At 55.2% G+C, this 26240-nt stretch carries 20 protein-coding genes and 1 tRNA gene; 19 read left to right on the top strand and 2 right to left on the bottom strand.

Going from position 1 to position 26240, the window contains the following annotated elements:
- Positions 1 to 9: 9 nt before the first annotated feature.
- From J3348_RS02130 to J3348_RS02100, 7 genes are all read left to right on the top strand, one after another.
- Complete coding sequence (locus J3348_RS02130; RefSeq protein WP_044953212.1) at positions 10 to 825, top strand: ABC transporter permease; 816 nt, start codon at positions 10 to 12, stop codon at positions 823 to 825.
- A complete protein-coding gene (locus tag J3348_RS02125; RefSeq protein WP_005937234.1) occupies positions 825 to 1670 on the top strand; it encodes an ABC transporter permease in 846 nt (281 codons plus the stop codon). Before J3348_RS02130 ends, J3348_RS02125 begins: the two co-directional genes overlap by 1 nt.
- On the top strand, positions 1670 to 2902 hold the full coding sequence (locus J3348_RS02120) for a spermidine/putrescine ABC transporter substrate-binding protein (RefSeq protein ID WP_207698205.1): 1233 nt from the start codon (positions 1670 to 1672) through the stop codon (positions 2900 to 2902). Before J3348_RS02125 ends, J3348_RS02120 begins: the two co-directional genes overlap by 1 nt.
- 63 nt (positions 2903 to 2965) lie before the next feature.
- Entirely contained in the window at positions 2966 to 3703 is a 738-nt protein-coding gene (locus J3348_RS02115; protein WP_207698204.1) for an acyl-ACP thioesterase domain-containing protein, read from the top strand.
- Between the two features lie 179 nt (positions 3704 to 3882).
- The gene (locus tag J3348_RS02110) at positions 3883 to 4170 is read left to right on the top strand and encodes a hypothetical protein (RefSeq protein WP_005937246.1); all 288 of its coding nucleotides are present in this window, start codon (positions 3883 to 3885) and stop codon (positions 4168 to 4170) included.
- A 546-nt stretch (positions 4171 to 4716) separates the two neighbouring features.
- Complete coding sequence (locus J3348_RS02105; protein ID WP_005937254.1) at positions 4717 to 6231, top strand: IMP dehydrogenase; 1515 nt, start codon at positions 4717 to 4719, stop codon at positions 6229 to 6231.
- A 224-nt stretch (positions 6232 to 6455) separates the two neighbouring features.
- Positions 6456 to 7973, top strand: a complete 1518-nt coding sequence (locus J3348_RS02100) for a nicotinate phosphoribosyltransferase (protein WP_207698203.1) — start codon at positions 6456 to 6458, stop codon at positions 7971 to 7973.
- Positions 7974 to 8023: 50 nt separating this feature from the next.
- Here J3348_RS02100 and J3348_RS02095 read toward each other — a convergent pair.
- Positions 8024 to 8107: transfer RNA gene (locus tag J3348_RS02095), tRNA-Leu, on the bottom strand.
- A gap of 274 nt (positions 8108 to 8381) precedes the next feature.
- Here J3348_RS02095 and J3348_RS02090 point away from each other — a divergent pair.
- The 10 genes from J3348_RS02090 (at position 8382) to J3348_RS02045 (ending at position 19955) form a co-directional block, all read left to right on the top strand.
- Positions 8382 to 10658: a hydratase gene (locus J3348_RS02090; RefSeq protein ID WP_097774919.1), complete on the top strand. Its 2277-nt coding sequence runs from the start codon at positions 8382 to 8384 to the stop codon at positions 10656 to 10658.
- A gap of 64 nt (positions 10659 to 10722) precedes the next feature.
- Positions 10723 to 11580 carry a PHP domain-containing protein gene (locus J3348_RS02085; protein WP_097774920.1) on the top strand — a complete coding sequence of 286 codons (858 nt, stop codon included), beginning with the start codon at positions 10723 to 10725 and terminating at the stop codon, positions 11578 to 11580.
- Positions 11581 to 11671: 91 nt separating this feature from the next.
- Entirely contained in the window at positions 11672 to 11935 is a 264-nt protein-coding gene (locus J3348_RS02080) for a TIGR03905 family TSCPD domain-containing protein (RefSeq protein WP_005937268.1), read from the top strand.
- Positions 11936 to 12074: 139 nt separating this feature from the next.
- A complete protein-coding gene (locus J3348_RS02075) occupies positions 12075 to 14375 on the top strand; it encodes an ATP-dependent Clp protease ATP-binding subunit (protein WP_207698202.1) in 2301 nt (766 codons plus the stop codon).
- 187 nt (positions 14376 to 14562) lie between these two features.
- Positions 14563 to 15558, top strand: a complete 996-nt coding sequence (locus J3348_RS02070) for a YegS/Rv2252/BmrU family lipid kinase (RefSeq protein WP_207698201.1) — start codon at positions 14563 to 14565, stop codon at positions 15556 to 15558.
- Entirely contained in the window at positions 15542 to 15739 is a 198-nt protein-coding gene (locus J3348_RS02065) for a hypothetical protein (protein ID WP_207698358.1), read from the top strand. Before J3348_RS02070 ends, J3348_RS02065 begins: the two co-directional genes overlap by 17 nt.
- Before the next feature lie 71 nt (positions 15740 to 15810).
- Positions 15811 to 16098 carry a co-chaperone GroES gene (locus J3348_RS02060; protein ID WP_005937287.1) on the top strand — a complete coding sequence of 96 codons (288 nt, stop codon included), beginning with the start codon at positions 15811 to 15813 and terminating at the stop codon, positions 16096 to 16098.
- A 52-nt stretch (positions 16099 to 16150) separates the two neighbouring features.
- Positions 16151 to 17794, top strand: a complete 1644-nt coding sequence (groL, locus tag J3348_RS02055) for a chaperonin GroEL (RefSeq protein WP_097777868.1) — start codon at positions 16151 to 16153, stop codon at positions 17792 to 17794.
- A 289-nt stretch (positions 17795 to 18083) separates the two neighbouring features.
- The gene (locus J3348_RS02050) at positions 18084 to 18236 is read left to right on the top strand and encodes a hypothetical protein (protein ID WP_207698200.1); all 153 of its coding nucleotides are present in this window, start codon (positions 18084 to 18086) and stop codon (positions 18234 to 18236) included.
- Between the two features lie 57 nt (positions 18237 to 18293).
- Positions 18294 to 19955 carry a P-loop NTPase fold protein gene (locus tag J3348_RS02045; RefSeq protein WP_207698199.1) on the top strand — a complete coding sequence of 554 codons (1662 nt, stop codon included), beginning with the start codon at positions 18294 to 18296 and terminating at the stop codon, positions 19953 to 19955.
- 49 nt (positions 19956 to 20004) lie between these two features.
- On the opposite strand, the gene J3348_RS02040 is transcribed toward J3348_RS02045, so the two are convergent.
- Positions 20005 to 20307, bottom strand: a complete 303-nt coding sequence (locus tag J3348_RS02040) for a helix-turn-helix transcriptional regulator (protein WP_097792897.1) — start codon at positions 20305 to 20307, stop codon at positions 20005 to 20007.
- Positions 20308 to 20484: 177 nt separating this feature from the next.
- Here J3348_RS02040 and J3348_RS02035 point away from each other — a divergent pair, with 177 nt between their 5' ends.
- Entirely contained in the window at positions 20485 to 22419 is a 1935-nt protein-coding gene (locus J3348_RS02035; RefSeq protein WP_207698198.1) for an Eco57I restriction-modification methylase domain-containing protein, read from the top strand.
- A complete protein-coding gene (locus J3348_RS02030; protein ID WP_207698197.1) occupies positions 22419 to 25727 on the top strand; it encodes a DEAD/DEAH box helicase family protein in 3309 nt (1102 codons plus the stop codon). Before J3348_RS02035 ends, J3348_RS02030 begins: the two co-directional genes overlap by 1 nt.
- Positions 25728 to 26240: the final 513 nt, after the last annotated feature.

Below are 26240 nucleotides of genomic sequence, written 5' to 3'. Positions count from 1 at the left end.
GCCGCAATGATGAAGATTTACGATAAAAAGCTGGCCTATCCGTACTTTGTATGGATGACGCTGTTCACAGTGGTGCCTTTGATCATCGTGGTGTACTATGCATTTACGGATGCAAACGGAGCTTTCACGCTGGATAACCTCACCTCCATCAGCGGCTACGGCTCGGTGTTTGCCCGCAGCCTGCTGCTGGCCCTCATTGCCACGGTCATTTGTCTGGTCATTGCGTTCCCGGTGGGCTATTTCCTTTCCCGCCTGCGGGTGAACAAGCAGCACATCATGCTCATGCTGGTCATGCTGCCCATGTGGATGAACTTCCTGCTGCGCACCTACGCATGGATGGGCCTGCTCAGCATCAACGGCCCGGTGAACGCCGTTCTGGGCGTGTTCGGCCTTGGCCCCTTCAATATGCTCAACACCTCCGGTGCGGTGGTGCTGGGCATGGTGTATAACTATGTGCCCTATATGATCCTGCCGCTGTACACCAGCATGACCAAGATCGACCAGAGCCTGGTGGAAGCTGCGCAGGATCTGGGCGCTTCCACCACCAAAACCCTTCTCCGGGTGCTCATTCCCATGAGCGTGCCCGGCATCAGCACCGGCATCACCATGGTGTTCGTCCCGGCGGTGTCCACCTTTGTTATCAGCCGTATGCTGGGCGGCGGCTCCAACCTGCTCATTGGCGATCTGATCGAGATGCAGTTTCTGGGCAACAGCTACAATCTGAACGTGGGTTCTGCCATGAGCCTTGTGCTGATGATCATTGTGCTGCTGTGCATGAGCTTCACCTCCAGCTTTGATGAAGATGAAATGGAGGGCGTGTCCTGATGAAAACGAAACATCTGCGCCTGATGCAGCGCGTCTATATCGTGCTGTTTTTCTGCTTCATGTACCTGCCCATTGCATACATGATCGTATTCAGCTTCAACCAGTCCAAGGGCTATTCGCTCTTCACCGGCTTTACCCTCAAGTGGTACTCCAGCCTGCTGCACAACTCCTCCATCCTGCATGCGCTGCTGGTCTCGCTGGAAGTGGCTCTGATCTCTGCGGTCATTGCCACTGTGCTGGGTACAGCGGCAAGTCTGGGCATTGCGTCCATGGGCCGCGGGAGCCGCCTTGTCGTCACCAACATCACCTATATCCCGGTGGTCAACCCGGAGATCATCACCGGCATCTCACTCATGCTGCTGTTCGTGGCCTACCAGCGCTTTGCCGGGGGTGTCTCCTGGCTGCCGGATACCATCATGGGCTTCCCGACGCTGCTCATTGCGCATATCGCGTTCAATGTGCCGTATGTCATCTTCAACGTCACGCCCAAGCTCAAGCAATTGGATATCAAGCTGTATGAGGCAGCGCTCGACCTTGGCTGCGACCCCAAGCAGGCCTTCTTCAAGGTCATCCTGCCGGAGATCAGCCCGGCCATCCTGTCGGCGTTCCTCATCTGCCTGACCTATTCCATCGACGACTTCATGATCTCCTATTTCAACTGCGGCACGGTGGAAACGCTGCCCATCGCCATCTACTCCATGACCCGTAAAAAGGTCAGCCCGGAGATCTATGCGCTGTCCACCATCATGTTCGTGGTCATTCTGTGCATCATTCTGATTTCCAATGCAATGGAGAGCCGCAGCTACCGCCGCGACCAGAAGGCGCTGAGAGGGGAGGGCGTGTGATGAAACGTTTTGCTGTGCTGCTGCTGGCGCTGGCAATGACGGTCTGCTGTGCAATGCCCGCCTTTGCCGCCGGCACCATTGAGGTGACCGAGGATGTCTCGGTGTCGGACGATTACGACTGGACCCGCTTCAAGGGCCAGAACGTGGCCATCAATGTCTATAACTGGGGCGAGTACATCTCCAACGGCTCGGACGACAGCGTGGACGTGGTGGCGGCCTTTGAAAAGCTCACCGGCATCAAGGTGAACTACACCACCTTCGACTCCAACGAGTCCATGTACGCAAAGCTCAAGTCCGGCGCAGCCAACTACGATGTGGTCATTCCGTCAGATTACATGGTGGCAAAAATGATCGCCGAGGGGATGCTCAAGCCTCTGAACTACGACAATATCCCGAACTTCAAAAAGATCAATCAGGAGTACGTGAATCCGGATTACGATCCGCAGAATGCCTACACCGTGCCCTACATGCTCTGCACCACCGGTATCATTTATAACACCACCATGGTGGACAAAGCGCCCACCAGCTGGGCCGACCTGTGGGACGAGCAGTACGCAGGCAATATCCTGATGTTCAACAACAGCCGCGATGCCTACGCCATTGCTGCTTTTAAGAGCGGCCACGATATCAACCCGCAGTCCACCGAAGAGGTGGATGAGGTGGTGGAAGAGCTGAAGGCTCAGAAACCGCTGGTGCAGGCCTACGTCATGGATGAGATCTTTGATAAGATGATCGGCGGCGAGGCAGCCGTCGGTGTGTACTACTCCGGCGATGCCATCACCATGATCGACGACAACCCCGACCTTGCATGGGTGTTCCCGGAGGAGGGCAGCGTGCTGTCTGTGGACTGCATGGCCATTCCTGCTGCCAGTGAGCATCAGGAAGCTGCGGAAATGTTCATCAACTTCATGTGTGAGACGGACATCGGCAAGGCAAACGCCGAGTACATCGGCTACACCACCCCCATGCAGGATGTGTGGGAGGTGCTGGACGAGGATCTGAAGGAGAGCGAGATCGCTTATCCGTCCGAAGAGAAAGCCGCCAAGGAAAAGGTGTTCACTTCCCTGAGCGACGATGTGAACAGCGAGCTGGACGTGAAGTGGAGCGAAATGAAGAGCTACGACGAGGGTGGCAGCAGTCTACTGTTCCTTGCGCTGCTGGCAGCCATGGTGGCGCTGGCCTGCTTCAACATCTGGCGCAAGGTCCGCAGGCGCAACCGCAATCAGTATTAAACGCAAAGGAGGCTGCTGCACAGAACAACGTGCAGTGGTCTCTTTTTATAGAAAGGAAAAACCATGGAACAGTTCTTTTACACCGAGACCATGACAGTCATGAACGCAGATGCCGACTTCCGCAGCCTGCTCAAGCCCAGCGCCCTGCTGCGCTATGTGGAGCAGATTTCGACAGACCACGCCCGCGCCTTTGGTATGGATGACCAGTTCTTCAAAGATCGCGGTGTGACCTTTCTGGTGGGCAAGCAGGCCCTGAAATTTGACCGTGTGCCCCAGCGTGCCGAAACGCTGACCCTTACCTCCCGGGCGCAGGTCAGCAAACATGGTTCCGTCAAACGCATCACCACCCTGACCGATGCCGAGGGCAAAGAGGTGGCTATGGTGGACTGCCGCTGGATCGTGGCAAGCCTTGCCGAGGGCCGTATCCTGCGGGAGCCGGGCTGGACGGTGGAGAATTTCTGGAACGATACGGTGGAGGGCGAGCTGCCTTTGCAGCTGCACAAGTGCAAGGATGGTCTGACCAGCGCAGGGGAGTGGACGGCGCATTATTCCCAGTGCGATCTGAACGGCCATTTGAACAACGCATTCTATCTGGACCTTGTCTGCGATGCGCTGCCGCTGGAAGTGATGCGCAAAGGCCCCGTGACCTTTGCTTCTATCAACTACCACCGCGAGATCCCGATGGGAGAAACGGCAGAGGTGTTTTATGCTCCTTCGGCGGATGGCTGGTATGTGGTCGGAAAGCACAACGGCCAGACCAGCTTTGAGTGCTATCTGGAGATGGGAAAGACAAACGTGTAAATCGTTGATTTCTCAAGAGAACCGCTGCGCCGCTTTTAGCTGAAAATAAGCGAGCAATGCAAAAAAAGCGTCACCCGTGCAGAAAAAACCGGCGCATTTTGAGAATTGCATCCTCTGAGGAACAGGGAGTACTCTTTTATTAGAAGGATCTTCTGATTGTCCAAAGGAGGATAAAACAAATGAAAAAACATCTCCGAGTCCTTGCGGCCGTTCTGGTACTGTGCTTCAGTCTGCTGTGCCCGGCGGCATCTGCCGCCAGTGTACAGACTGCGGCCTGCAAGCCGTCCACTGCAGCCGTTCAGACCATTTCTGCCGGCAAAAAGACGGAGCAGATGGTCTGGGTCCCAACGCACGGCGGCAAAAAATATCACAGCAAGTCTACCTGCAGCAATATGAAAGACCCGGAAAAGGTTACATTATCGAAAGCAAAAGCGGAAGGCTTCACTGCTTGCAAAAAGTGCTATTAAGAAAATAAATAATGATCTGCAAAGCCCTTGCCGGAAATTTTCTGGCAGGGGTTTTATATGTGTCTACAAAAAGTTAACAAAAGAAATTACAGAAAAATTACAAAACCCTATTGCAAAATGGTTTCAAAAGAGTTACAATATGGTTACAGCAAGGGCACAAGCCCTGCTGAGTGTGAAATCTTTTTCTTCTTGTTTTTTGGGATATCGGGCACAGGTTCTCCTCCTCCGGCTGTTCTCCTTCACAGTCGTGATCCATGTGCCGCACAGGCGGTATCCCGCTTCGTGTGCAAAAAAGCTCGTCCGTTCTGGACGAGCTTTTTTGCATCCATAAATTACGCAAAAACCGGCTTCTCATGCGGGAAAGTATGACCTTACGCCATTTTGGTGGGCAATTTGCCTGTTTTTCTGCAAAGGACATTTACAAAGTTTGGCGCGGCGGGGGTTTGTATTCCGGCTGGCTTTGTGGTACAGTATATACAATCAATTTATAGGTTGCAAACATGAATCCGATTGATGTTGATGCGTTAAGAGAAAAGGAGTTTGAACATGGCTTATTTCTATAAAGAACCTTCCCGCACTTTCGGTGAATATCTGCTGATCCCCGGCTATTCCTCTGCAGAGAATATCCCCACGGCTGTCAGCCTCAAGACCCCGCTGGTCAAGTACCGCAAGGGCGAGGAGGAGTGCCCCCTGCAGATGAATATTCCCATGATCAGCGCCATCATGCAGGCGGTCTCTGGCGATAAGCTGGCCATTGCACTGGCCCGTCAGGGCGGCGTGTCCTTCATCTACGGCTCTCAGAGCATTGAGAACGAGGCCGCCATGGTGCGCCGCGTCAAGAGCTTCAAGGCCGGTTATGTCGTGTCCGATTCCAACCTGGCCCCCACTGCCACCCTGCACGATGTGCTGGAGCTGAAGGCGCGCACCGGCCACTCCACCATTGCCATCACTGCCGATGGCACTCCGAGCGGCAAGCTGCTGGGCATTGTTGCATCTCGTGACTACCGCATCAACCACACCCCGGATGATGCCCCTGTCACCACCTTCATGACTCCCATTGAAAAGCTGGTCACTGCACCGGAGAACACCTCCCTGCACGACTGCAACAACATCATCTGGGATAACAAGATCAACACCCTGCCTCTGGTGGATGCCGAGGGCAACCTGAAGTATATGGTGTTCCGCAAGGACTACGACTCCCACAAGAAGAACGCCAACGAACTGCTGGATAAGAACAAGAGCTATGTGGTGGGCGCAGGCATCAACACCCGCGATTACGCTGAGCGCGTGCCCGCACTGGTGGATGCCGGTGTGGATGTGCTGTGCATCGACTCTTCCGAGGGTTACTCCGAGTGGCAGAGCCGCACCATCGGCTGGATCCGTGAGCACTACGGCGATACCGTCAAGGTAGGCGCAGGCAACGTTGTGGATGCCGAGGGTTTCCGCTTCCTGGCCGAGGCTGGTGCAGACTTCGTGAAGATCGGCATTGGCGGCGGTTCTATCTGCATCACCCGCGAGACCAAGGGCATTGGCCGTGGTCAGGCTACCGCTGTCATCGAGGTGGCAAAGGCCCGCGATGAGTACTATAAGGAGACCGGCATCTACGTGCCCATCTGCTCCGACGGCGGCATCGTCCACGATTACCACATCACTCTCGCACTGGCTATGGGCGCAGACTTCGTGATGCTGGGCCGCTACTTTGCCCGCTTTGACGAAAGCCCCACGAATAAGGTGCGCATCAACGGCCAGTATATGAAGGAGTACTGGGGCGAAGGCTCCAACCGTGCCCGCAACTGGCAGCGCTACGATCTGGGCGGTTCCAGCAAGCTGAGCTTTGAGGAAGGCGTGGACAGCTACGTGCCCTATGCCGGCCCTCTGGCTGACGGTGTGCAGACCACTCTGTACAAGGTCAAGAGCACCATGTGCAACTGCGGCGCTCTGTCCATCCCGGAGCTGCAGCAGAAAGCAAAGCTGACCGTGGTTTCCTCTACCTCCATCGTTGAGGGCGGCAGCCACGACGTTGTGCTGAAGAATGCTACCCCCAATATCATCAACGGTTAACACGTTTGTTCTGAAAGCCGCCCATGCTGTTTGTGTATGGGCGGCTTTTTCTTACCGGAAATCGACCAGGATTTTTCAAAAATGCTTGCACCGCTCTGCGTTTGGTGATATCATGATAGAAACGCACTGTCAAGACAGGCAGGCGCGCAAACCTTCCCACAGGTCAGAACGGCAGGGGACAGCAAGGAGCCTTTGCCGGGTGTAAAGAAGAGAGGATACTATTCATGGACGAAATCAAGGTTGTGCCTTATATTCCAGATGAGGACTACGACAACCCCGCAATGGTCGTGGATTTTTATGAATTTACAATGGCAAACTGCCTGTTCCTGCACGGATTCAAGGATACTACACTGGTGTTCGATATGTTCTTCCGCAAGAACCCGGATAATCAGGGTTACTCCATCAGTGCCGGCCAGCGCAAGCTGACCCGTTTTCTGCTGAACTACCACTTCAATGCACAGGATATCTGGTGGCTGCGCACCAAGGGCATGAGTGAGGAATTCTGCGAGTATCTGCGCACCTATCAGTGGAAGGGCGACATGTACGCTCTGCCCGAGGGCACGGTGGCATACCCGCATGTGCAGATGGTGCGCATCGAGTGTGACCTCGTGGGCGCAATTCTGATCGAGACCTACCTGCTGCAGACCATGAACTTCCACAGTCTGATCGCCACCAAGGCTACCCGCGTCACCGGCCTGAACACCCACACGCCCCGCAGCGTGATGGAATTCGGCACCCGCCGTGCGCAGGGCGAAAGCGCTGGCAACGATGGTGCATATGCTGCTGTTCTGGGCGGCTGCGTGGGCACTGCCAACTGTTTGGCCGAGATGAAGTTCGGCGCGGAGGTCAAGGCTGTGGGCACCGTAGCGCACAGCTTCATCGAGTTCTTCCCCACGGAGTTTGATGCCTTCAAGGCCTTTGCCGATACCTACCCGGATTCGGTCAGTCTGCTGCTGGACACCTATAATATCATGGAGAGCGGTCTGCCCAACCTCATTAAACTGGACGATTACCTCATCGAAAAATACCCCAACGACCCGAACCGCCGCGTCAAGAGCGCCCGTATCGACTCCGGCGACCTGGCCCGCGGCTCCAAGCGCCTGCGCAAGGCACTGGATGCGGCCGGTAAGCCTTACATCAAGCTGGTGGCTTCCAATGGTCTGGACGAAAAGAAGATCGCCAACATGGAGCTGTATGAGCACGCTCATTTTGACTCCTACGGCGTGGGCGAAAACCTGATCACCTCTGCTTCCGACCCCGTGTTCGGCGGGGTGTACAAGCTGGTGGCGGTCAAGCAGCCGGACGGCAGCTACACTCCCAGGATGAAGTGCTCGGATTCCGCCAGCAAGGCCATCATTCCGGGCAAGAAGATGCCGTGGCGTCTCTACGATGAAAATGGTCAGGCCCAGTGCGACCTGATCGCCATGGATGATGAAGTCATCGAGGCGGGCAAGCCCGTCACGATGGTCAATCTGGACTCCGATGCCATCGAGCGCACCGTCACCATTACCCCCACCAAGGTCAAAAAGCTGCTGGTGCCGCATGTGCTGAATGGTCAGCTGGCCATTGAGCTGCCTTCGATTGCAGAGAAGAAGGCCTACATTGCAAAGCAGCTCACCGAGGAGACCTGGGAGAGCGAACTGCGTCTGGAGTGCCCGCATAAGCACTATGTGAACATGACCCCGGCTGTGGCCGAGTGCCGTTCCAAGATGTATGCAGAGCTGCACGGCGGCAAGGTGTAAAATAAGCAAAATAAAAAGCCCCTCAAGCGTAAGCTTGGGGGGTCTTTTTATGCCGCCGACGGGGGTCGAACCCGTACTCTGTCTCCAGAAAGGGATTTTAAGTCCCTCGTGTCTGCCAATTTCACCACAGCGGCATACAACGCTAATAATAATACAATAGAATGGCTTCTTTGTCAAGAAAAAGCACAGAGCCCGTTTCTTCATCCTCCATTCACGATTCATTTGTAAAAAGTGCTTTTTCTTTCCGTGGTTTCATGGTATAATAACCTTCAGATACGGCTTTCCGGGCCGCAGCCGCGTGCTTTGGCAGCGCGGCAGAAGAGGGCAGAGCGGGCAGCGTACCGCTCTGCTGGGGCAGTGCCCGCAAGATAGGGCGGGCGGGAAATACAAAAAGAGAGGCGAATCGAGATGTTGGATATGATCAAGTGCAGCACCGGCGGCGCATACTATGCCCGCGGTGAATGGGTGCCTGCAGACGGCGAAGCAAGCGCCGCACTGGCAGCAAAGGGCTTTGATGCCGCAGCCATCGAGAACGCAAAGACCGGCACCATGGCCTACAGCATTCTGCAGGCCCACAACACCAGCGGCGATGCCGAAAACCTGAAGATCAAGTTCGATGCCATGGCCAGCCATGACATCACCTTTGTGGGCATCATCCAGACGGCCCGTGCGTCCGGTCTGGAGAGATTCCCCATTCCGTATGTGCTCACCAACTGCCACAACAGCCTTTGCGCCGTGGGCGGCACCATCAATGAGGACGACCACCGCTTCGGCCTGTCCGCCGCCAAAAAATACGGCGGCATTTTTGTGCCCCCGCATCTGGCGGTCATCCACCAGTACATGCGCGAAAAGTTTGCGGGCTGCGGCAAGATGATCCTTGGCTCGGACTCCCACACCCGCTACGGTGCTCTGGGCACCATGGCCATCGGTGAGGGCGGCGGCGAGCTGGCAAAGCAGCTGCTGGGCCGCACCTACGATGTGGCCCGTCCGGGTGTTGTTGCAATTTATCTCACCGGCTCTCTGCCTGCAGGCTGCGGCCCGCACGATGTGGCCATTGCGCTGGTGGGCAAGCTGTTCAAGAGCGGCTATGTCAAGAACAAGGTGATGGAGTTTGTCGGCCCCGGCGTTGCGTCTCTGCGTCAGGATACCCGCAACGCCATCGATGCCATGACCACCGAGACCACCTGCCTGTCCTCCATCTGGGAAACCGACGAAACGACGCAGAAATTCCTTGCGGTGCATGGCCGTGCCGCCGACTATAAGAAGCTGGCTCCGGCCGACCTTGCTTATTACGACGGTGTGGTAGAGGTGGACCTTTCTGCCATCCGTCCCATGATCGCACTGCCCATGCATCCCTCCAATGCATTTACCATTGAAGAGCTGAACGCAAACCTTGAGGATATTCTCCATGCCTGCGAGCAGGATGTGCAGAAGCTGATCGGCCGTAAGGATGTCAGCCTTGACCTGTGCAGCAAGATCGAGAACGGTAAACTGCGTGTGGATCAGGGCGTGATCGCAGGCTGCGCAGGCGGTCTGTACGACAGCATTTATGAAGCGGCCTCCATCCTCAAGGGCCACACCGGCGGCTGCGGTGACTACGCCCTGAGCGTGTATCCCGGCAGCCAGCCCATCATGATGGAACTGGTGCGCACCGGAGTCATCCACGACCTGATGGCCAGCGGTGCCACCGTCCGCACGGCGTTCTGCGGCCCCTGCTTCGGCGCAGGCGACGTGCCAGCCAACGGCGCGCTGTCTATCCGCCATACCACCCGCAACTTCCCCAGCCGCGAAGGCTCCAAGCCCGGCAACGGCCAGCTTTCCGGTGTGGCACTGATGGATGCCCGCAGCATTGCGGCCACCACGGCCAACGGCGGCATTCTGACCCCGGCTACCGATATCGACTATGATCCCACCGTGCCGGAGTATCAGTACGATCCTTCCAGCTACGATACCCGCGTGTATCAGGGCTTTGGCAAGGGCGATTACGATGCTCTGCTCAAGCTTGGCCCCAACATCAAGGACTGGCCCGAAATTGCACCGCTGGGCGATAACCTGCTGCTGAAGGTGGCATCTTACATCACCGACCCTGTCACCACCACCGACGAGCTGATCCCCTCCGGTGAGACTTCGTCTTACCGTTCCAATCCTCTGGGTCTGGCCGAGTTTACCCTCAGCCGCAAGGACCCGGAGTATGTGGGCCGTGCCAAGGCCGTGCAGGCCGAAGAAAAGGCCCGCCGTGCAGGCGAGGGCAGCGCCGAGGTGCTGGCCCAGCTGCACAAGGTGCCCGGTTGCGAAAACCTGACTTGGAACGATGTGCAGATCGCATCCACCATCTTTGCCGTCAAGCCCGGCGATGGCTCTGCCCGTGAGCAGGCGGCCAGCTGCCAGCGTGTGCTGGGGGCCGGTGCCAACATCGTTACCGAGTACGCCACCAAGCGCTACCGCTCCAACCTGATCAACTGGGGCATGCTGCCGCTGCAGCTGGTGGGCGCAACGCCGTTCGGTCTGGGCGACTATGTCTTTATCCCCAACGTCCGCGAGGCCCTCAAGGGCGACCTGCAGGACATCAAGGCCTATGTGCTGGGTGACACTGCAAAAGAGTTCAGCCTGTACATGGCCCCGCTGACCGCCGACGAGCGCAAGATCCTGGCCGACGGCTGCCTGATCAATTTCTATAAGCACTGATAGGATATAAGGCTTCCTCTTTGGGGGAAGCCTTTCTCTGGCTTTCTTGGGAGGTTCATTTTCCATGCCCGGCGATCTTCACAACCATTCCACCTGTTCCGATGGCTCTGTGCCCATCCACCGCCTGCCGCTCATGGCGGCGCGGGCGGGGCTGGACACCATGGCCATTTCCGACCACGACACCCTGCTCAGCGTAAACTACTGCTATGAGCACCCTGTGCAGGACGGCGTGCGCCTGCTCCCGGCCACCGAGCTGACCGGCTATGACCATGAGCATAAGCATCGCGTGCACCTGCTGTGCTACTTCCCGGACCCGGAAAGCCGGGAACTGAAGGAGCACTGCGACATCCTGCGACAGCGCCGCAACGAGTGCGGCCTGCAAAGCGCAAAGGAGATCGAAGCGCTGTACCCACAGTTCCGCACGGAACAGGCGCTGGAATACGCAAAGGACAGCGGTGTGCTGTTCAAAAGCGGCATTATGGAAGCGTTGCACCAGCTGGGGCTGTGCGATGCTGTGTACGGCAAGCTGTACAGTTATCTCTTTGGCTGGGAGCCGCGCGGCGTGGTGCTGCATCAGGTAAAATATCCCTCGGTGCAGGAAGTGATCGCCACGGCGAAAGCTGCCGGTGCGGTGCTGGTGTTTGCACACCCGACCGTTTACAAGAGCATGCCGCTGGTGCGTCAGCTTGCCAAAGAGGGCATCATCGACGGCATTGAGGTGGAGCACCCCCGCAACAGCCCGGAGGACAGGGCCGAGTGTGCTGCTCTGTGTGAGCAGTATGGGCTGATCCATACCGGCGGTACGGACTTCCACGGTGCAAACCACAAGGTGCCGCACCCGGTGGGTACCTGTACCACGGCAGACGATCAGGTGGCCCGCATTCTGGAGCTGGCCCACAAGCGCCGCGGTATTGATGTGTGACCCGGTCACATTGACATTCCGGCACGCTGCTCTATAATAGAAGCAGACGATCTTCGTCGGGATTTCTGTCAAAAAGAGAGGATTTTGAACTATGAGCAAGGAATTCAGCTTCCCGAACAGCGGCACCTGTTCCAAGCAGACCAACTTTGTGCTGAACGATGACCACACCATTGCGTCCATGGAGGTCATTGGCGGCTGCAACGGCAACCTGAAGGGCATCTGCCGTCTGGTCAAGGGCATGAAGGCCGAAGATGTGATCGACCGCATGGAGGGCACGCTCTGCGGTTTCCGCAATACCAGCTGCCCGGATCAGATCGCCAAGAATCTGAAAAAGGCCCTGGCCGAAATGGACTGAAAAATCAAACAGCGAAGGGGGAGATGCCTGCGGGTATCTCCTTTTTGTTTTCCCATCCCGACAGAAAGAGATGTTTTTTTTCTGTGCTTCGGGGCTATACTTCTTGTGAAAACGAATTTCATCAGCAAGGAGCGGGCAAATGAGTATTTGGGAAAAACTTGGCTTTGGCGGGTACAAGGGCTTTTCGCACGAGTCGGATCAGCTGCTGCGCAGTGCGGTGGAGCTTGCCGGGAACCTTGGCTGCGAAAAAGCCGATACCGGCCACCTGCTGCTGGCGATCCTGCAGCAGGATCACGGGGCGGCAGCACGGTTTCTGGAGGGCAAGCAGATCCGGGAACCGGAGGTGCGCCGTCAGCTGGCCGAGAGCCGCCGCGCACCGGCTTTGCATCTGGATCGCTACGCTCTTGCGCCGGACCTCAAGCGCACCATGGATTACGCCATCATCGGGGCACAGAACGCGCACCTGAACCGGGCCGAGCCGGAACATCTGCTCTGCGCCATGCTGGAGGATGACGGCTGCACAGCAGGCATCCTGCTGGCATCCATGGGCGTGCAGCTCACAGATGCCGTGCGGGAATGCCGCCAGCTGTCCGGGCAGTTCGTACTGCCGTATCAGACGCGGGCCACGGTCAGTGCGCCGCGCGGCAGCCGCGCCAGTGATAAGTACTGCCGGGATCTGACCCGCCGTGCTGCGGAACGGGAACTGGACCCGGTGTTCTGCCGGGAAGCAGAGCTGGACCGCATGGTGGAGATCTTATGCCGCCGTCAGAAGAACAACCCCTGCCTTGTGGGGGAGCCGGGCGTGGGCAAGACCGCCCTTGCCGAAGGGCTGGCCCAGCGCATTGCCACGGATCGTGTGCCCCGTGCGCTCAAGGGCCGCCGTCTGCTGGCACTGGATATGGCCAGCCTTGTGGCGGGCACCAAATACCGCGGTGACTTTGAGGAGCGGTTCAAGAACCTGCTGGAAGAGCTGGTGCGGGACGGCAGCTCCATCCTGTTCGTAGACGAGTTCCACACCATCGTGGGTGCCGGTGCAGCGGAGGGTGCCATCGATGCAGCCAGCATCTTAAAACCGGTGCTGGCCCGGGGCGAGATACAAATTATCGGCGCTACCACTACCGAAGAGTTCCGCACCCACATCCAGAAGGATGCCGCACTGGAACGCCGTTTCGGCAAGGTGCAGGTAGAGGAGCCTACGCCTGCGCAGGCGCTGGATATCCTCAATGGGCTTGCGCCGCGCTATGAGAGCTACCACAATGTCTGCCTTCCGCCGGAAGCGCTGCAGGCTGCGGTGGAGCTTTCGGTGCGATATCTGCCGGGGCGCTTTCTGCCGGATAAGGCCATCGACCTTGTGGACGAAGCCTGTGCGGCGGCACGCATCCGGGCCGAGCAGGCAAAGCAGTCAAAGCCCACGCTGATGCCGGACGATATCGCCCATGTGGTGGCGCAGGCCAGCGGTGTGCCGGTGGAGCGGGTAGGTGAGCAGGAGCGGGAACGACTGGACAAGCTGGAAGAACGTCTCAACGCCGAGATCGTGGGCCAGAGCCGGGCTGTGGCTGCGGTGGCAGGTGCCATCCGGCGCAGCCGCACCGGTCTTGGCGAGCCGGGCCGGCCCATGGGTGCCATGCTGTTTCTTGGCCCCACGGGAGTGGGCAAAACGGCTCTTGCCCGGGCGCTGGCGGTCAGCTGGTTCGGCAGCGAAAAAGCCCTGCTCAAATTTGATATGTCGGAGTATCAGGAGCAGCACACCGCTGCCCGGCTGCTGGGTGCGCCGCCGGGCTATCTGGGCCATGACGAGGGCGGACAGCTGACCGAAGCAGTGCGCCGCCGCCCTTACAGTGTGGTGCTGTTTGACGAGATCGAAAAGGCACACCCGGACATTCAGAACATCCTTTTGCAGATACTGGAAGATGGCCAGCTGACCGATGCCATGGGCCGCAAGGCGGATTTCCGCAACACCATCGTACTGCTCACCTCAAACCTCGGCGCACGTTTTTTGGCGGGTCAGAGCACGCCGCTGGGCTTTGCGGCGGGCAGCGAAGCCGTGTTTGAAAAGCAGTCTGCGCAGGCCATTGAGGAGGCAAAAAAGTGGTTCCGGCCGGAGCTGGCAGGCCGTCTGGACGAGATGATCGTATTCCGTCCGCTGGCCGACGACAGCCTGTGCGCCATTGCCGAAAAAATGCTGTGCCAGCTGGAGCAGCGTGCCGCCCGCAGCGGCTACCAGCTGCATCACACACCGCGGGTAGGGCAGGCACTGGCAGCAAAGGCCCGCTCTGCCTACGGGGCCAGAGAACTGCGCCGCGCAGTGGACAGGGCAGTGGAGCAGGCACTTGCGGATCAGATCGCATCCGGCACGGCCTGCGTGGGCCAGCACTGGACGGCGGACTGCTCGGCGGATGGTGCTATCGTCCTGCGGGAGGACGAAACCGCAACACTGTAAAGCATCTGAAGCTCAAAAGGACCGCCCTGAGTTACAAGACCCGGGGCGGTATTTTTTTGTCTGCAGGGGGGAGCGGAGACGTCCGCTCCTTTTTTGCGCGTACGGGGCAGGGACATTGTGAGATTGGCTCTTGCATCCTTTTGGTTTTCTGTTATCATAGAAGCAACAGAATTGCAGGAGGAAGTCCATGCGCACATTGTTTCTTTTGAACCCAACTGCCGGTAAGGCCGATTGCACCCGTACGCTGCCGCAGCAGATCAATGTTGCCGCCGCGCGTGCAGGGCTTGCGCCGGAAGAATATACCATTCAGGTCACAAATCACGCCGGTCATGCCCGGGAGCTGGCCAATGTCGCTGCGCAGCAGGCCCGGCAGAGCGGGGAAGAACTGCGGGTCTTCACTGCCGGCGGCGACGGCACCTTCAACGAAGCGCTCACCGGGCTCTATGGCTATGCAAATGCAGCCGTGGGCTGTCTGCCCTTTGGCAGCGGCAACGATTTTCTGCGCACCTTTGGGACAAAGGAAGAGTTTCTGGATCTGGATGCCCAGCTGGCCGGTGGGCCGGTGAGCATCGATCTGATGCAGACCAGCCTTGGCCTTTCGGCCACCATCTGCGCTGCCGGTCTGGATGCGCAGGTTGCCTACGGCATCCCGAAGTTCCGGCGCATCCCGCTGTGCGGCGGCGAGATGGCCTATGTGCTTTCCATTGTGGAACAGCTGTGCGGACACATCGGCCGCAGGGTGGAGTACACCATCGATGGTGAAACGCTGGATGTGGACTGCCTGATGTGTGCCATCTGCAATGGCCGCACCTATGGCGGCGGCTTCTATGCAGCGCCGGAAGCACAGCCCGACGATGGCTGGCTGGATGTATATATCATCCGCAAGGTGAGCCGCGTGACCATTGCAAAGCTGCTGGGAATGTACAAGAGCGGCAAGCACTTCCAGAACGGTCAGCTCGTCAGAGCTGCAGAGCCGTATTTCATTTACCGCCGCGCAAAGCAGGTGAGCCTGCGCGCTGCGGATGGCTGCGGGCCAATCGTTGCCACGGCAGACGGCGAATGCGCACCCAAGGAGCAGATCACTGTACAGGTACAGCCGCTGGCAGGGCGCATCCTTCTGCCAAAGCCTGCTTTTGAGCGCTTTGCAGCGCAGAGGACGGCACAGAGTGCAGACCGAACATGAAAAACCAGAAGAAGAGACAGCTTTTTTGCCCAAGAGAAAGCTGTCTCTTTTTCGCTGTACGGCTGATTTTTTCATCTGTCATAAATTCTTAACAAAAAGAAGCAAAAAAGGTCTTGATTTTTTGGGTCAAGATGAGTACAATACACTTAGCACTCAGATAAATGGAGTGCTAAAGAGCTGAAGAGCCGACACGAGGCCCTTTGGACACAGCAAAGTTTTAAATTATATTTTTACTATAGGAGGGCAAGAACTATGAAGATCATTCCTCTTGCAGACCGTGTTGTCATTAAGGCTGTTGAGGTTGAGGAGACCACCAAGGGCGGTCTGATCCTGACCGGCAGTGCTAAGGAAAAGCCCCAGGTGGCTGAGGTCATCGCTGTCGGCCCCGGCGGCGTTGTGGACGGCAAGGAAGTCAAGATGACTGTGAAGGTCGGCGACAAGGTCCTCACCAGCAAGTACTCCGGTACCGAGGTCAAGGTGGACGGCGAAGAGTGCACCATCGTCCGTCAGGGCGATATCCTGGCAGTCGTTGAGGACTGAGCAGTTTCCCCTCTGATATTTGAAAATTGAGCTTTAAAGGAGCGATTTGATTATGGCTAAGCAGATCAAGCAGGGCGAGGATGCCCGCAAGGCACTGTGTGCCGGTATCGATACCCTGGCAAACACCGTTAAGATCACCCTGGGCCCCAAGGGCCGCAATGTGGTGCTGAGCAAAAAGTTCGGTGCACCGGTCATCACCAACGATGGCGTGACCATTGCCAAGGAGATCGAGCTGAAGGACGAGTTCGAGAACATGGGCGCACAGCTGGTGCGTGAAGTCGCTACCAAGACCAACGACGCAGCAGGCGACGGCACCACCACCGCAACCGTTCTGGCACAGGCCATGGTCACCGAGGGCATGAAGAATGTCACCGCCGGTGCAAACCCCATGGATATCCGCCGCGGCATGAGCAAGGCTGTTGCCAAGGCTGTTGAGACCATCAAGGCTCACAGCCAGAAGGTGAAGGACAGCAACGATATCGCCCGCGTCGGCACCATTTCTGCAGGCGACCCCGAGATCGGCCGTCTGATCGCCGAGGCTATGGAGAAGGTTACCTCCGATGGCGTTATCACCATTGAGGAGAACAAGACCACCGCTGAGACCTACAACGAGATCGTGGAAGGCATGCAGTTCGACCGCGGCTACCTCACCCCGTATATGGTCACCGATACCGACAAGATGGTGGCTGATCTGGACAACGCCGCTATCCTGATCACCGATAAGAAGATCAGCGTGATTCAGGATCTGGTCCCTCTGCTGGAGCAGGTGATGCAGAACGGTCTGAAACTGCTGATCGTGGCTGAGGACATTGAGGGCGAGGCTCTGTCCACTCTGATCGTCAACCGCCTGCGCGGCACCCTGAACGTCTGCGCTGTCAAGGCTCCCGGCTTTGGCGACCGCCGCAAGGAAATGCTGCAGGATATTGCAACCCTGACCGGCGGCACCGTGATCTCCTCCGATCTGGGCTATGAGCTGAAGGATGCTACCGTCCAGATGCTGGGCCATGCCCGTCAGGTGAAGGTCTCCAAGGAGAACACCACCATCGTTGGCGGTGCAGGCGATAAGGATGCCATCGCAGCCCGCATCGCTCAGATCCGCAGCCAGATCGAGGCCGCTACCAGCGATTTCGACCGTGAAAAGCTGCAGGAGCGTCTGGCAAAGCTGGCTGGCGGCGTGGCCGTCATCAAGGTCGGCGCTGCTACCGAAGTTGAGATGAAGGACAAGAAGCTGCGCATCGAGGATGCTCTGAACGCAACCAAGGCTGCTGTTCAGGAAGGCGTTGTTGCCGGCGGCGGCACTGCTCCTATCAATGCGATCCCCGCTGTGCGCGAGCTGTGCGACACGCTGGAAGGCGACGAGCGCACCGGTGCCAAGATCGTTCTGAAGGCTCTGGAAGCTCCTCTGCGCCAGATCGCTAAGAATGCCGGTCTGGAAGGCAGTGTCATCATCGACAAGATCATCTCTGCCAACAAGCCCAACTACGGCTTTGATGCTCAGAACGAGGTCTTTGTGGACGATATGATCGCTGCTGGCATCGTTGACCCCACCAAGGTCACCCGTTCCGCTCTGGAGAACGCAGCCTCCGTCGCTGAGATGGTGCTGACCACCGAAAGCCTGGTCGCTGATCTGCCGGAACCCCCTGCTGCACCCGCTGCTGCAGGCGGTGACATGGGCGGTATGGGCGGCATGTACTAATAACTGCCTGAAAACCGCATGAATCCTTGATTTTTGGAGCGCGCAAAAGCGGATTTACGCCAAACTTACGCCACTTACGCCAAAAATCAAAGCGCACTATAGGGTAATAAAATCGGCACTCGCTGAAAAGCGGGTGCCGATTTTTTGTGTCTAGGGGATTTGAAGACTCATGAAACCCACTGATGGATTCTGCGAGCGGCAGACTGTCAGCGGCTTTATTGTTGACGAAAAACAAAGGTAGGGATACAATAATAAAAAAGAATGTAAAACCGGAAGGGAGCGTGCCGCCATGGAAAATCAGAGGGATTTCTGCACAGAATGCCGCAGAGAAACGAGCTACACCTTGAAGAAAATCAAAATCAACCAGACCATCCGGGAAAAGAAGTATACTTTTGAAATCACGGCTGCTTTCTGCAACAAATGCGGCGGCGAAATGGGCTAAAGAAGCATGCTGCAACAATGATATAAAAGTAGTTTCTTTTCGTGTGAGGTGAAATCAATGAATGCTGACTATGTTGAAAATATCATTCGAAATATTGATAAGCAATCTTATAAATGTATCTTAGTTGATGGCGCTTGGGGAATTGGTAAGTCCTACATGGTAAGAAAAGCACTGGAGGATATGAAGGATAGGACGTGCTTTATCTCACTTTTTGGAATGGATGATGTTCAAAAAATATACCATGAAGCTTTTTTTCAGTTGGCGTTGCGTACCTCTCGTGGAGGAAAAATTGCAAATGGTGCGAAAGGGGTAGCAAAAGCAGCTGGTAATTTCTGTGCGGAGATAACAAAATTGAACGGTGCGCTTGCACAAGCAATATCTGAACGAGAATTGTTTGCGGTTACGGCGAGCAATTTTAAAAAGAACAGAATTATCGTCATTGACGATTTGGAACGTCGAAAGGCTGGATTGGATTTAGAGGAACTCTTTGGAGTGATTGAGGAACTAAAGCAGTCCAACTATATTAAGGTTATTCTTATTGCCAATTCAAATGAAATTCATGAAAATGAAAGAACTACGTTCAATAAGTACAAAGAAAAAACTATTGATCGTATCTTTGAGGTAACGGAACACTCGGCATCGATTAAGTGGGGAGTGTATGGAATAGATGGAGAATTTATTGATGCCTTTTTGATGCATCATAAAGCAAAAAATTTGAGAACATTGCAAAAGGCTCAAAATTTTTATAATGATGTGAAACAGTATTGCCTGAAAATAGAAAACGAACAATTTATGAATGAAGTAAAGATGCTCTGCTTTGCTGTTGTTGTAGAAGATGTAGATAAGTTATACTATAAAAACGATTCAACAGAGAAAGAAAATACTAACAGCAGATACCGGAAAGATGGGCATATCTTGAGCAATCATTTAAATGTCCGACTCGCAAACTATGTACATCTTCAATCTAGTGGTGCATTATTGGATGATATCTATAACTATTTTAAAAGCTCTAAGATGCTTAGTGAAGAAACCCTTCAAAAACATTATCAAAAATTCAAGGAAGCCGGTGATAAAGCAAATTATTACAAAACTGATGAGGAGATAGAGACTTACATTCAAAGTTGGAAAGCAAAATTACATGAAGCATCAAATAGTGTAGAATTGACGCAGTTGGCAGGGGAATATGATTATTGGTTTCAGGTGTTGGAAAAAGATGATGACGAACTTATTGAATATTACAGAGATGTTTTAAAAAACATGTTTTTATGTGAGAACAGAAGCGATAAAAGAAGTCCATTGGACTATTACAATAGCGATGAATTCCATGGCGCAACAGAAAAAATTCGTGATATATATGAAGAAGTACTTAAACAAACGAAAAAAGAAATTATAAGAACATATATCGAGAAACTTGGTGGTATCCTAGACGAAGAAATTGCATATGAGTATTCGTACTGGCTTAAAGAATGGTATACAGGAACGCTAGAGATGCATCGCTATATTGATGAAGAAATTGATCCCTTGTATCAAAGAAATTCGTTCCCTGTTGATAATATGTCAAAAACCAAAAAAATGGTCTGTTATAATGTTATGACCTTGTTATATCTACATGATAAAGAAAAACTTGAAAAATGCTATAATAGTTTGAAATCTGACTTTAGTAAAATGGGAATAAAACGAACAGAGGACATTTTGAAAGAAATTCGAGAAGACAACTAGTTTATATACAAAACAGCCGCCCAGCGACCTTACGGTCTCGCTGGGCGGCTTATTTTTTGCGTTTCCAGAGCAAATATTCTTCGTAGCGGTGCATCTCGTTCTGTTCTTCTTCGGTCAGGCGCTGGCGCTGTTTGCGGGCTTCGTCCGAGGGGTCGATGTCGGTCAGACCCAGCAGGTAGTCGGCGGAGGTGCCATAGTACCTGCAAATGGCAATCAACATCTCGTGGTTTGGGGAACTCTTTTCATGCTCCCAACTGCGGATGGTAGAGGTTGCAACATTAAGGGCTTTGGCGAGTTCTTCCTGCGTTTGGTTATTCCAATCTCGCAGGTCGGCTAATCGTGCTCCAATCATCTTTTTCCCGCCTTTCTTTGCCATAAGTATAGGTGTTTCATATCACTTTTGGTAAAAAACGCCGAGAATCTTGTTAATTTGGCTTGAAAGTGATAAGATACTTGTTAGTATGGACTGAAAGTGCTAAGAATATTATCACTTCCGCCGCAACGCTAAGGCAAAGCGAGGGAATCCCCGTTGGAACAATTGATCGACTTTCACGCACCGGAAGTGCAGGCGGTGCTGGATACGCTACTAAAAGATAAATCCACCGGCAAAAACATCATCTGGGCCACCGACCCGCCGGAGGAACTGCAAACGGTAATGTACGAGCCGGTGACGGATAGATCTCAGATCACCACCCAGCAGCTCGGGCTGACCCACTACGAGGTGGTGCTGCCCCGGATGATGAAGCAGACCAACACCCAGCAGCAGCGCACCCGCAAAAAAGGCGAGGTGTTCAGCCCCGCATGGGTCTGCAACAAGATGAACAACGCACTGGACGCCGACTGGTTCGGTGCGCTGGGGGCAGAGGAGAGTGCCGGGCAGTTCACGGTGGAGCTGCCCCAAGGCTGGCAGACGGTGGAAACGCCGGTGCAGTTTCCGGTTTGCAAGGGCAGGACTCCGGCATGGGTGCAGTATGTGCAGAGCCGCCGCTTGGAGGTGACCTGCGGTGAAGCCCCCTTTCTGGCGTCCCGCTACGATGCCGCCACCGGCGAGATGATCCCGGTGGCTCGGCGTATTGGCATTCTGGACCGAAAACTGCGTGTGGTAAGCGAGAACGCCGCCACAGAGGACGAGTGGCGCAAATATGCCACCCATGCGGTGCAGTCCACCTACGGCTACGAGTATCAGGGAGATAATCTTTTGTTGGCGCGGGTCAACCTGCTGCTGACCTATGCAGAGCATCTGCAAGCTCGCTGGCAGCGCAAACCCACAAAAGAAGAGTTACAGCCTATCGCCAACATCATCAGCTGGAACCTGTGGCAAATGGACGGCTTGCACCTGTCTGTGCCCGGCGGCAAGCCTCAGCCGGAGGCAGAACAGCTTAATCTCTTCTCAATGTTTGGCACGATGGAAGAGCAGACCCCGGCAGTATCGTGCAAAGTGAAAAATTGGCGTTCTAGCAAAACGCAGAACTTTGAAACCATTCAGGAAGGGAGTGCCAGCATGAAGTTTGATTATGTCATCGGAAACCCACCGTATCAGGAAGTTGATGGAGGTTCAGGCGCAAGCGCAACGCCGGTATATAACAAATTCATTGAGGAAACAAAGACATTGAATCCAACGGCAATGTCTTTTATCATTCCAGCAAAATGGTATTCTGGTGGTAAAGGGTTGGATAAATTTCGAGAGCAGATGTTAAACGACAAACGAATGGCGGTACTCGTTGACTATCCTAACTCGCTGGATGTTTTTCCGAATGTGGATGTTGCTGGTGGTGTATGCTATTTTGTGTGGGCTAAGTCACATGAGGGAAAATGCTACTACATAAATTACCGAGATGGGGTTAAGACATCCGAATACCGTGATTTGAATGAGTTTTCGACATTTATTCGTTATCCAATCGCTGCCGAGATAGTTAAGAAGGTGCGTCTGAAAGGAGAGCAGACGCTTGATACGATAGTTTCCAGCCGAAAGCCGTTTGGTCTTGCTACAAATGTGAAACCGCTCAAAGCAGGAGATATTCAACTGAGATTTAATGGTGGGATAGGCCCATATAAAAGAAGTTTGATTTCTACGGGTATAGAAAATATAGACCGCTATAAAATCATTATTTCATATTTGACGGCAGAACACGCAGGACAGCCCGACAAGAACGGACAATACCGCATTCTCTCGACAATGGAAAAGCAGCCGCCGAAAGTAGTTTGTTCAGAAACGTATCTCGTTGCAGGAGCATTTGACACAGAAGCTGAAGCAGATAACTATATGAGATACCTAAAAACACGATTTGTGCGTTTTTTGATTTCGATTTTGGCGATGACACAGCATATCAGCAAAGGTATGTTTGGTTTTGTTCCTGCTCAGGATTTTTCAAGAGCGTGGACAGATGAAGAACTGTTTTCAAAGTATAAACTAACTTCTGATGAAGTGGCATTCATACAAAGCATTATAAAGGAGATGGCATAATGGCTGGCATAACCCTGCGCACTGCCCGGCAGGTGGTGCCCATGATCTACGCCTATACCACCCCGGAAATTGCCCGGCACAACGGCTGGACGAAGATCGGCTACACCGAGCAGTCGGTGGACAAACGCCTGAAACAGCAGACCCACACCGCCGATGTGCTGTACCATGAGGAGTGGCGGGGCAATGCCGTCTACGATGACGGCAGCGGCGAGGTGTTCACCGACCACGATTTCCACGCCTACCTCCGCAAGCTGAACGTGGAGAACGACTGCAAAAACGAGTGGTTCCATCTGGATGGTCAGCAGTCCCGGCGGTATTTTCAGGATTTCCGCATGAACCGGGGCCGGGTGCAGCTGGATGCCGCCATCGCCTACACCCTGCGGGAGGAGCAGGCAAGGGCTGTCCACGACACCAAAATCTATTACCAGAGCCACCCCGGCGGGGAATACCTCTGGAACGCCAAGCCCCGCTTTGGCAAGACCCTTTCCGTCTACGACTTCTGTAAGCAGGTCGATGCACAGACGGTGCTCATCGTCACCAACCGCCCTGCCATTGCCAATAGCTGGTACAGCGACTATGTGCGCTTTCTGGGCAGGGAGTCCGGCTACCTGTTTGTCAGCCATGTGGATGCCCTTGCCGGGCAGCCCCATGTGCTGGACGAGCAAGGCTATCTGGATGCCGCCGCACAGGGCGAGAAACTGTATAAGCGCATTGAGTTCGTCAGCCTGCAGGACATGAAAGGCTCGAAATATTTCGGCGGCGAGTACGACAAGCTGCGCCACCTGACCGAGTTGAACTGGGATGTGCTGGTCATCGACGAAGCCCACGAGGGCGTGGACACCTACAAGACCGACCTTGCCTTTGACCACATCCGCCGCCGCTTCACGCTGCACCTGTCCGGCACGCCCTTCAAGGCGCTGGCGAACGACAAGTTTGCCGGGGATGCCATCTTCAACTGGACCTACGCCGACGAGCAGGCCGCCAAGCGGAACTGGCAGGGCGCACCGGGGCAGCAGAATCCCTACGCAAACCTCCCTATGCTCAACCTCTACACCTACCAGATGTCCGAGATCATCCGGGACGAAATTCAGCAGGGCGTGGAGATCGACGGCGAAACGCAGGAATTTGCCTTTGACCTGAACGAGTTCTTCAAGGTAAAGCCCAGCGGCAGCTTTGAGCATGAGGCTGAGGTGGACCGCTTTCTGGATGCCATGACCACCCAGAACAAATTTCCGTTTTCCACCCCGGAACTGCGTGCCGAGCTGAAGCATACCTTCTGGCTACTGAACCGGGTGGACAGCGCCAGAGCGCTGGCGAAAAAGCTGCAGGCGCACCCGGTATTCCGGGACTATGAGGTGATCCTAGCCGCCGGTGACGGCAAGCTGGACGACACGGACGAGAACCAGAAGAGCTTTGACCGGGTAAAAGCCGCCATCGCCCACCACGAAAAGACCATCACCCTGTCGGTGGGGCAGCTCACTACCGGTGTCACCATCCCGGAGTGGTCGGCGGTGCTGATGCTCTCCAACCTGAAAAGCCCGGCGCTGTATATGCAGGCGGCGTTCCGTGCACAGAACCCCTGCCTTTTCCACGAAAACGGCACCTTCCGCCGCAAAGAGAACGCCTATGTGTTCGATTTTGACCCTGCCCGCACCCTGCTGATCTACGAGCAGTTCGCCAACGACCTTTCACAGGACACCGCCAGCGGCAAGGGCGACACCGAGGAGCGCAAGGCGCACATTCAGAATCTGCTCAACTTCTTCCCGGTCATCGGCGAGGACGAGGAAGGGGAGATGATCCCGCTGGATGCAGAAAAAGTCCTCAGCATCCCCCGGAAGATTAAGTCCAAGGAAGTGGTGCGGATGGGCTTCCAGAGCAACTTCCTGTTCCAGAACATTTCCAACGTGTTCAGTGCGCCGCAGGAGGTGCTGGACATTCTGCAAAACTTGCAGCCCATCAGCGAAGCCAAGGCAAAGCCCATCCAGATTACCCCGGAGACCGGCGCAGACCTCTCCCTGAACGACAAGGGCGAGGTGGATTTGGACGAGGGCTACGTCATCGGCAAGGCAGCGGATGTGTTCGGGGCAAAGATCTACGAAAGCACCCCGACGCTGGACACCGCCCTGCAAGACCTGACCGATGCCCCGGCTCCTGCCAAAGAAGAGCATCTGGAACCTCTGAAAAAGAGCATCACCAAGGAGATCATCACTCCTATGGTGGAGCAGGCAAAGCAGGAGTATGGGCGGGACCTGAAGCTGTCCGACCAGAAGCGGTTTGAGAGCACCGCCAAGGCCAAAATGGACGTGGCGGTGAACAAGGTGGTGGACAACTACCGCATCGACCAGAGCCAGTTGGAGACCCAGCGCACCCAGCAGCTGCAAAGCTGCACCACCGCCCAGCAGCGCCAGCAGGTGAACCGGGAGTTTGACGCAAAGCAGCAGCAGAGCACCGTCGCCCTCATGGAGACCCTGCAATCCACCATCCAGCAGACGGCGCAGGAAATGCAGCAGACCATCGTGCGCACCGTGGAGACCAACCAGAAGGAGCAGAAGAAAAAGGGCTACGAGGACACCGTCCGTGACCATCTCCGGGGCTTCTCCCGCACCATCCCGTCCTTCCTCATGGCCTACGGCGACGAGACCGTGACACTGGCAAACTTTGACCGGATCATCCCGGACAAGGTCTTTCAGGAGGTCACCAGCATCACGCTGGAGCAGTTCCGCTTTTTGCGGGACGGCGGGCCGTACATCAACCAGACTACCGGACAGGAGGAGCACTTTGCAGGCCACCTGTTCGACCCGGTGGTGTTTGACGATTCGGTGAAGGAGTTTTTGAACCTGAAGGTCAAACTGGCGGATTACTTTGACGAGAGCCGCACCGAGGATATCTTCGATTACATCCCGCCCCAGAAAACCAACCAGATCTTCACCCCAAAGTGGGTGGTGAAAAAGATGGTGGACTTGCTGGAACAGGAAAACCCCGGCTGCTTCGATGACCCCGGCAAGACCTTCCTGGATCCCTACATGAAGTCCGGCCTGTACATTACGGAAATCGTCAAGCGCCTTTACCGCAGCGAGAAGATGCGGCAAGCCTTCCCGGACGATAACGCCCGGCTGGAACATATCTTTGCCAAGCAGGTCTATGGGCTTGCCCCTACCGAGATCATCTACCGCATTGCTATCAGCTACATTCTGGGCTTTGCAAAGGATCACGGCATCACCGCCCACCATATCCGTCAGGCGGATACGCTGGAATTTGCCAAGGCGGGCACCATGGAAAGGGAACTGGATAAGATTTTCAGAGACTGACAAATAGAATACAGCATAAAACCAAAGGCGGCTGTCTGCATGGGTGCAGATGGCCGCCTTTTTGTGCTATACGATTACGAAAACGGACGAATTTGTCAGTTCTCGTTACATCGGAGCCGGACGAGCTGTCCATTCCAGGACAGCTTGCCCGGAGCAAGAGTGCAGAGAGGTGCGGGTCGCCTGCGGCGACCTCAAAAGGCCACTGGCCTTTTGAAGCACCGACCGAGCCGACAGGCGAGACCAGCTCTTTGAAGGGAGTCAAGGGGGAACGCCTTGCCCAGTGATATGATGCTGTGCGTCATATCCTACTGGGTATTATCTGGCGCAAAATGGCGGCAGATCCAGCAGCTCCGCTGCTGCGCACTCTCCCGGCAAGCTGTTGAAATGAAAGAAGCCTCCGCTAAACCTTATACCAAAATCAGGAAAAAGTAATCAAAACAGGTTCACTTAGGGAGCCAATAATAGGCCTACGAGGCCCACGAATTTAGTGATTTCAGGTGCTATAATAATTGC

The organism is Faecalibacterium sp. Marseille-Q4896, assembly GCF_017377615.1.
In the GTDB taxonomy this organism is placed as follows: domain Bacteria; phylum Bacillota; class Clostridia; order Oscillospirales; family Ruminococcaceae; genus Faecalibacterium; species Faecalibacterium taiwanense.
The sequence above is the reverse complement of the archived record's forward strand: the minus strand, read 5'-3'. Positions and strand labels throughout refer to the sequence as shown.

What these genes read in the sequence shown, in the direction of transcription:
- J3348_RS02130 (WP_044953212.1), top strand. Translation starts at nt 10, where the DNA reads ATGAAGATTTACGATAAAAAGCTGGCCTATCCGTACTTTGTATGGATG.
- J3348_RS02125 (WP_005937234.1), top strand. Translation starts at nt 825, where the DNA reads ATGAAAACGAAACATCTGCGCCTGATGCAGCGCGTCTATATCGTGCTG.
- J3348_RS02120 (WP_207698205.1), top strand. Translation starts at nt 1,670, where the DNA reads ATGAAACGTTTTGCTGTGCTGCTGCTGGCGCTGGCAATGACGGTCTGC.
- J3348_RS02115 (WP_207698204.1), top strand. Translation starts at nt 2,966, where the DNA reads ATGGAACAGTTCTTTTACACCGAGACCATGACAGTCATGAACGCAGAT.
- J3348_RS02110 (WP_005937246.1), top strand. Translation starts at nt 3,883, where the DNA reads ATGAAAAAACATCTCCGAGTCCTTGCGGCCGTTCTGGTACTGTGCTTC.
- J3348_RS02105 (WP_005937254.1), top strand. Translation starts at nt 4,717, where the DNA reads ATGGCTTATTTCTATAAAGAACCTTCCCGCACTTTCGGTGAATATCTG.
- J3348_RS02100 (WP_207698203.1), top strand. Translation starts at nt 6,456, where the DNA reads ATGGACGAAATCAAGGTTGTGCCTTATATTCCAGATGAGGACTACGAC.
- J3348_RS02090 (WP_097774919.1), top strand. Translation starts at nt 8,382, where the DNA reads ATGTTGGATATGATCAAGTGCAGCACCGGCGGCGCATACTATGCCCGC.
- J3348_RS02085 (WP_097774920.1), top strand. Translation starts at nt 10,723, where the DNA reads ATGCCCGGCGATCTTCACAACCATTCCACCTGTTCCGATGGCTCTGTG.
- J3348_RS02080 (WP_005937268.1), top strand. Translation starts at nt 11,672, where the DNA reads ATGAGCAAGGAATTCAGCTTCCCGAACAGCGGCACCTGTTCCAAGCAG.
- J3348_RS02075 (WP_207698202.1), top strand. Translation starts at nt 12,075, where the DNA reads ATGAGTATTTGGGAAAAACTTGGCTTTGGCGGGTACAAGGGCTTTTCG.
- J3348_RS02070 (WP_207698201.1), top strand. Translation starts at nt 14,563, where the DNA reads ATGCGCACATTGTTTCTTTTGAACCCAACTGCCGGTAAGGCCGATTGC.
- J3348_RS02060 (WP_005937287.1), top strand. Translation starts at nt 15,811, where the DNA reads ATGAAGATCATTCCTCTTGCAGACCGTGTTGTCATTAAGGCTGTTGAG.
- groL (WP_097777868.1), top strand. Translation starts at nt 16,151, where the DNA reads ATGGCTAAGCAGATCAAGCAGGGCGAGGATGCCCGCAAGGCACTGTGT.
- J3348_RS02050 (WP_207698200.1), top strand. Translation starts at nt 18,084, where the DNA reads ATGGAAAATCAGAGGGATTTCTGCACAGAATGCCGCAGAGAAACGAGC.
- J3348_RS02045 (WP_207698199.1), top strand. Translation starts at nt 18,294, where the DNA reads ATGAATGCTGACTATGTTGAAAATATCATTCGAAATATTGATAAGCAA.
- J3348_RS02040 (WP_097792897.1), bottom strand. Translation starts at nt 20,307, where the DNA reads ATGATTGGAGCACGATTAGCCGACCTGCGAGATTGGAATAACCAAACG.
- J3348_RS02030 (WP_207698197.1), top strand. Translation starts at nt 22,419, where the DNA reads ATGGCTGGCATAACCCTGCGCACTGCCCGGCAGGTGGTGCCCATGATC.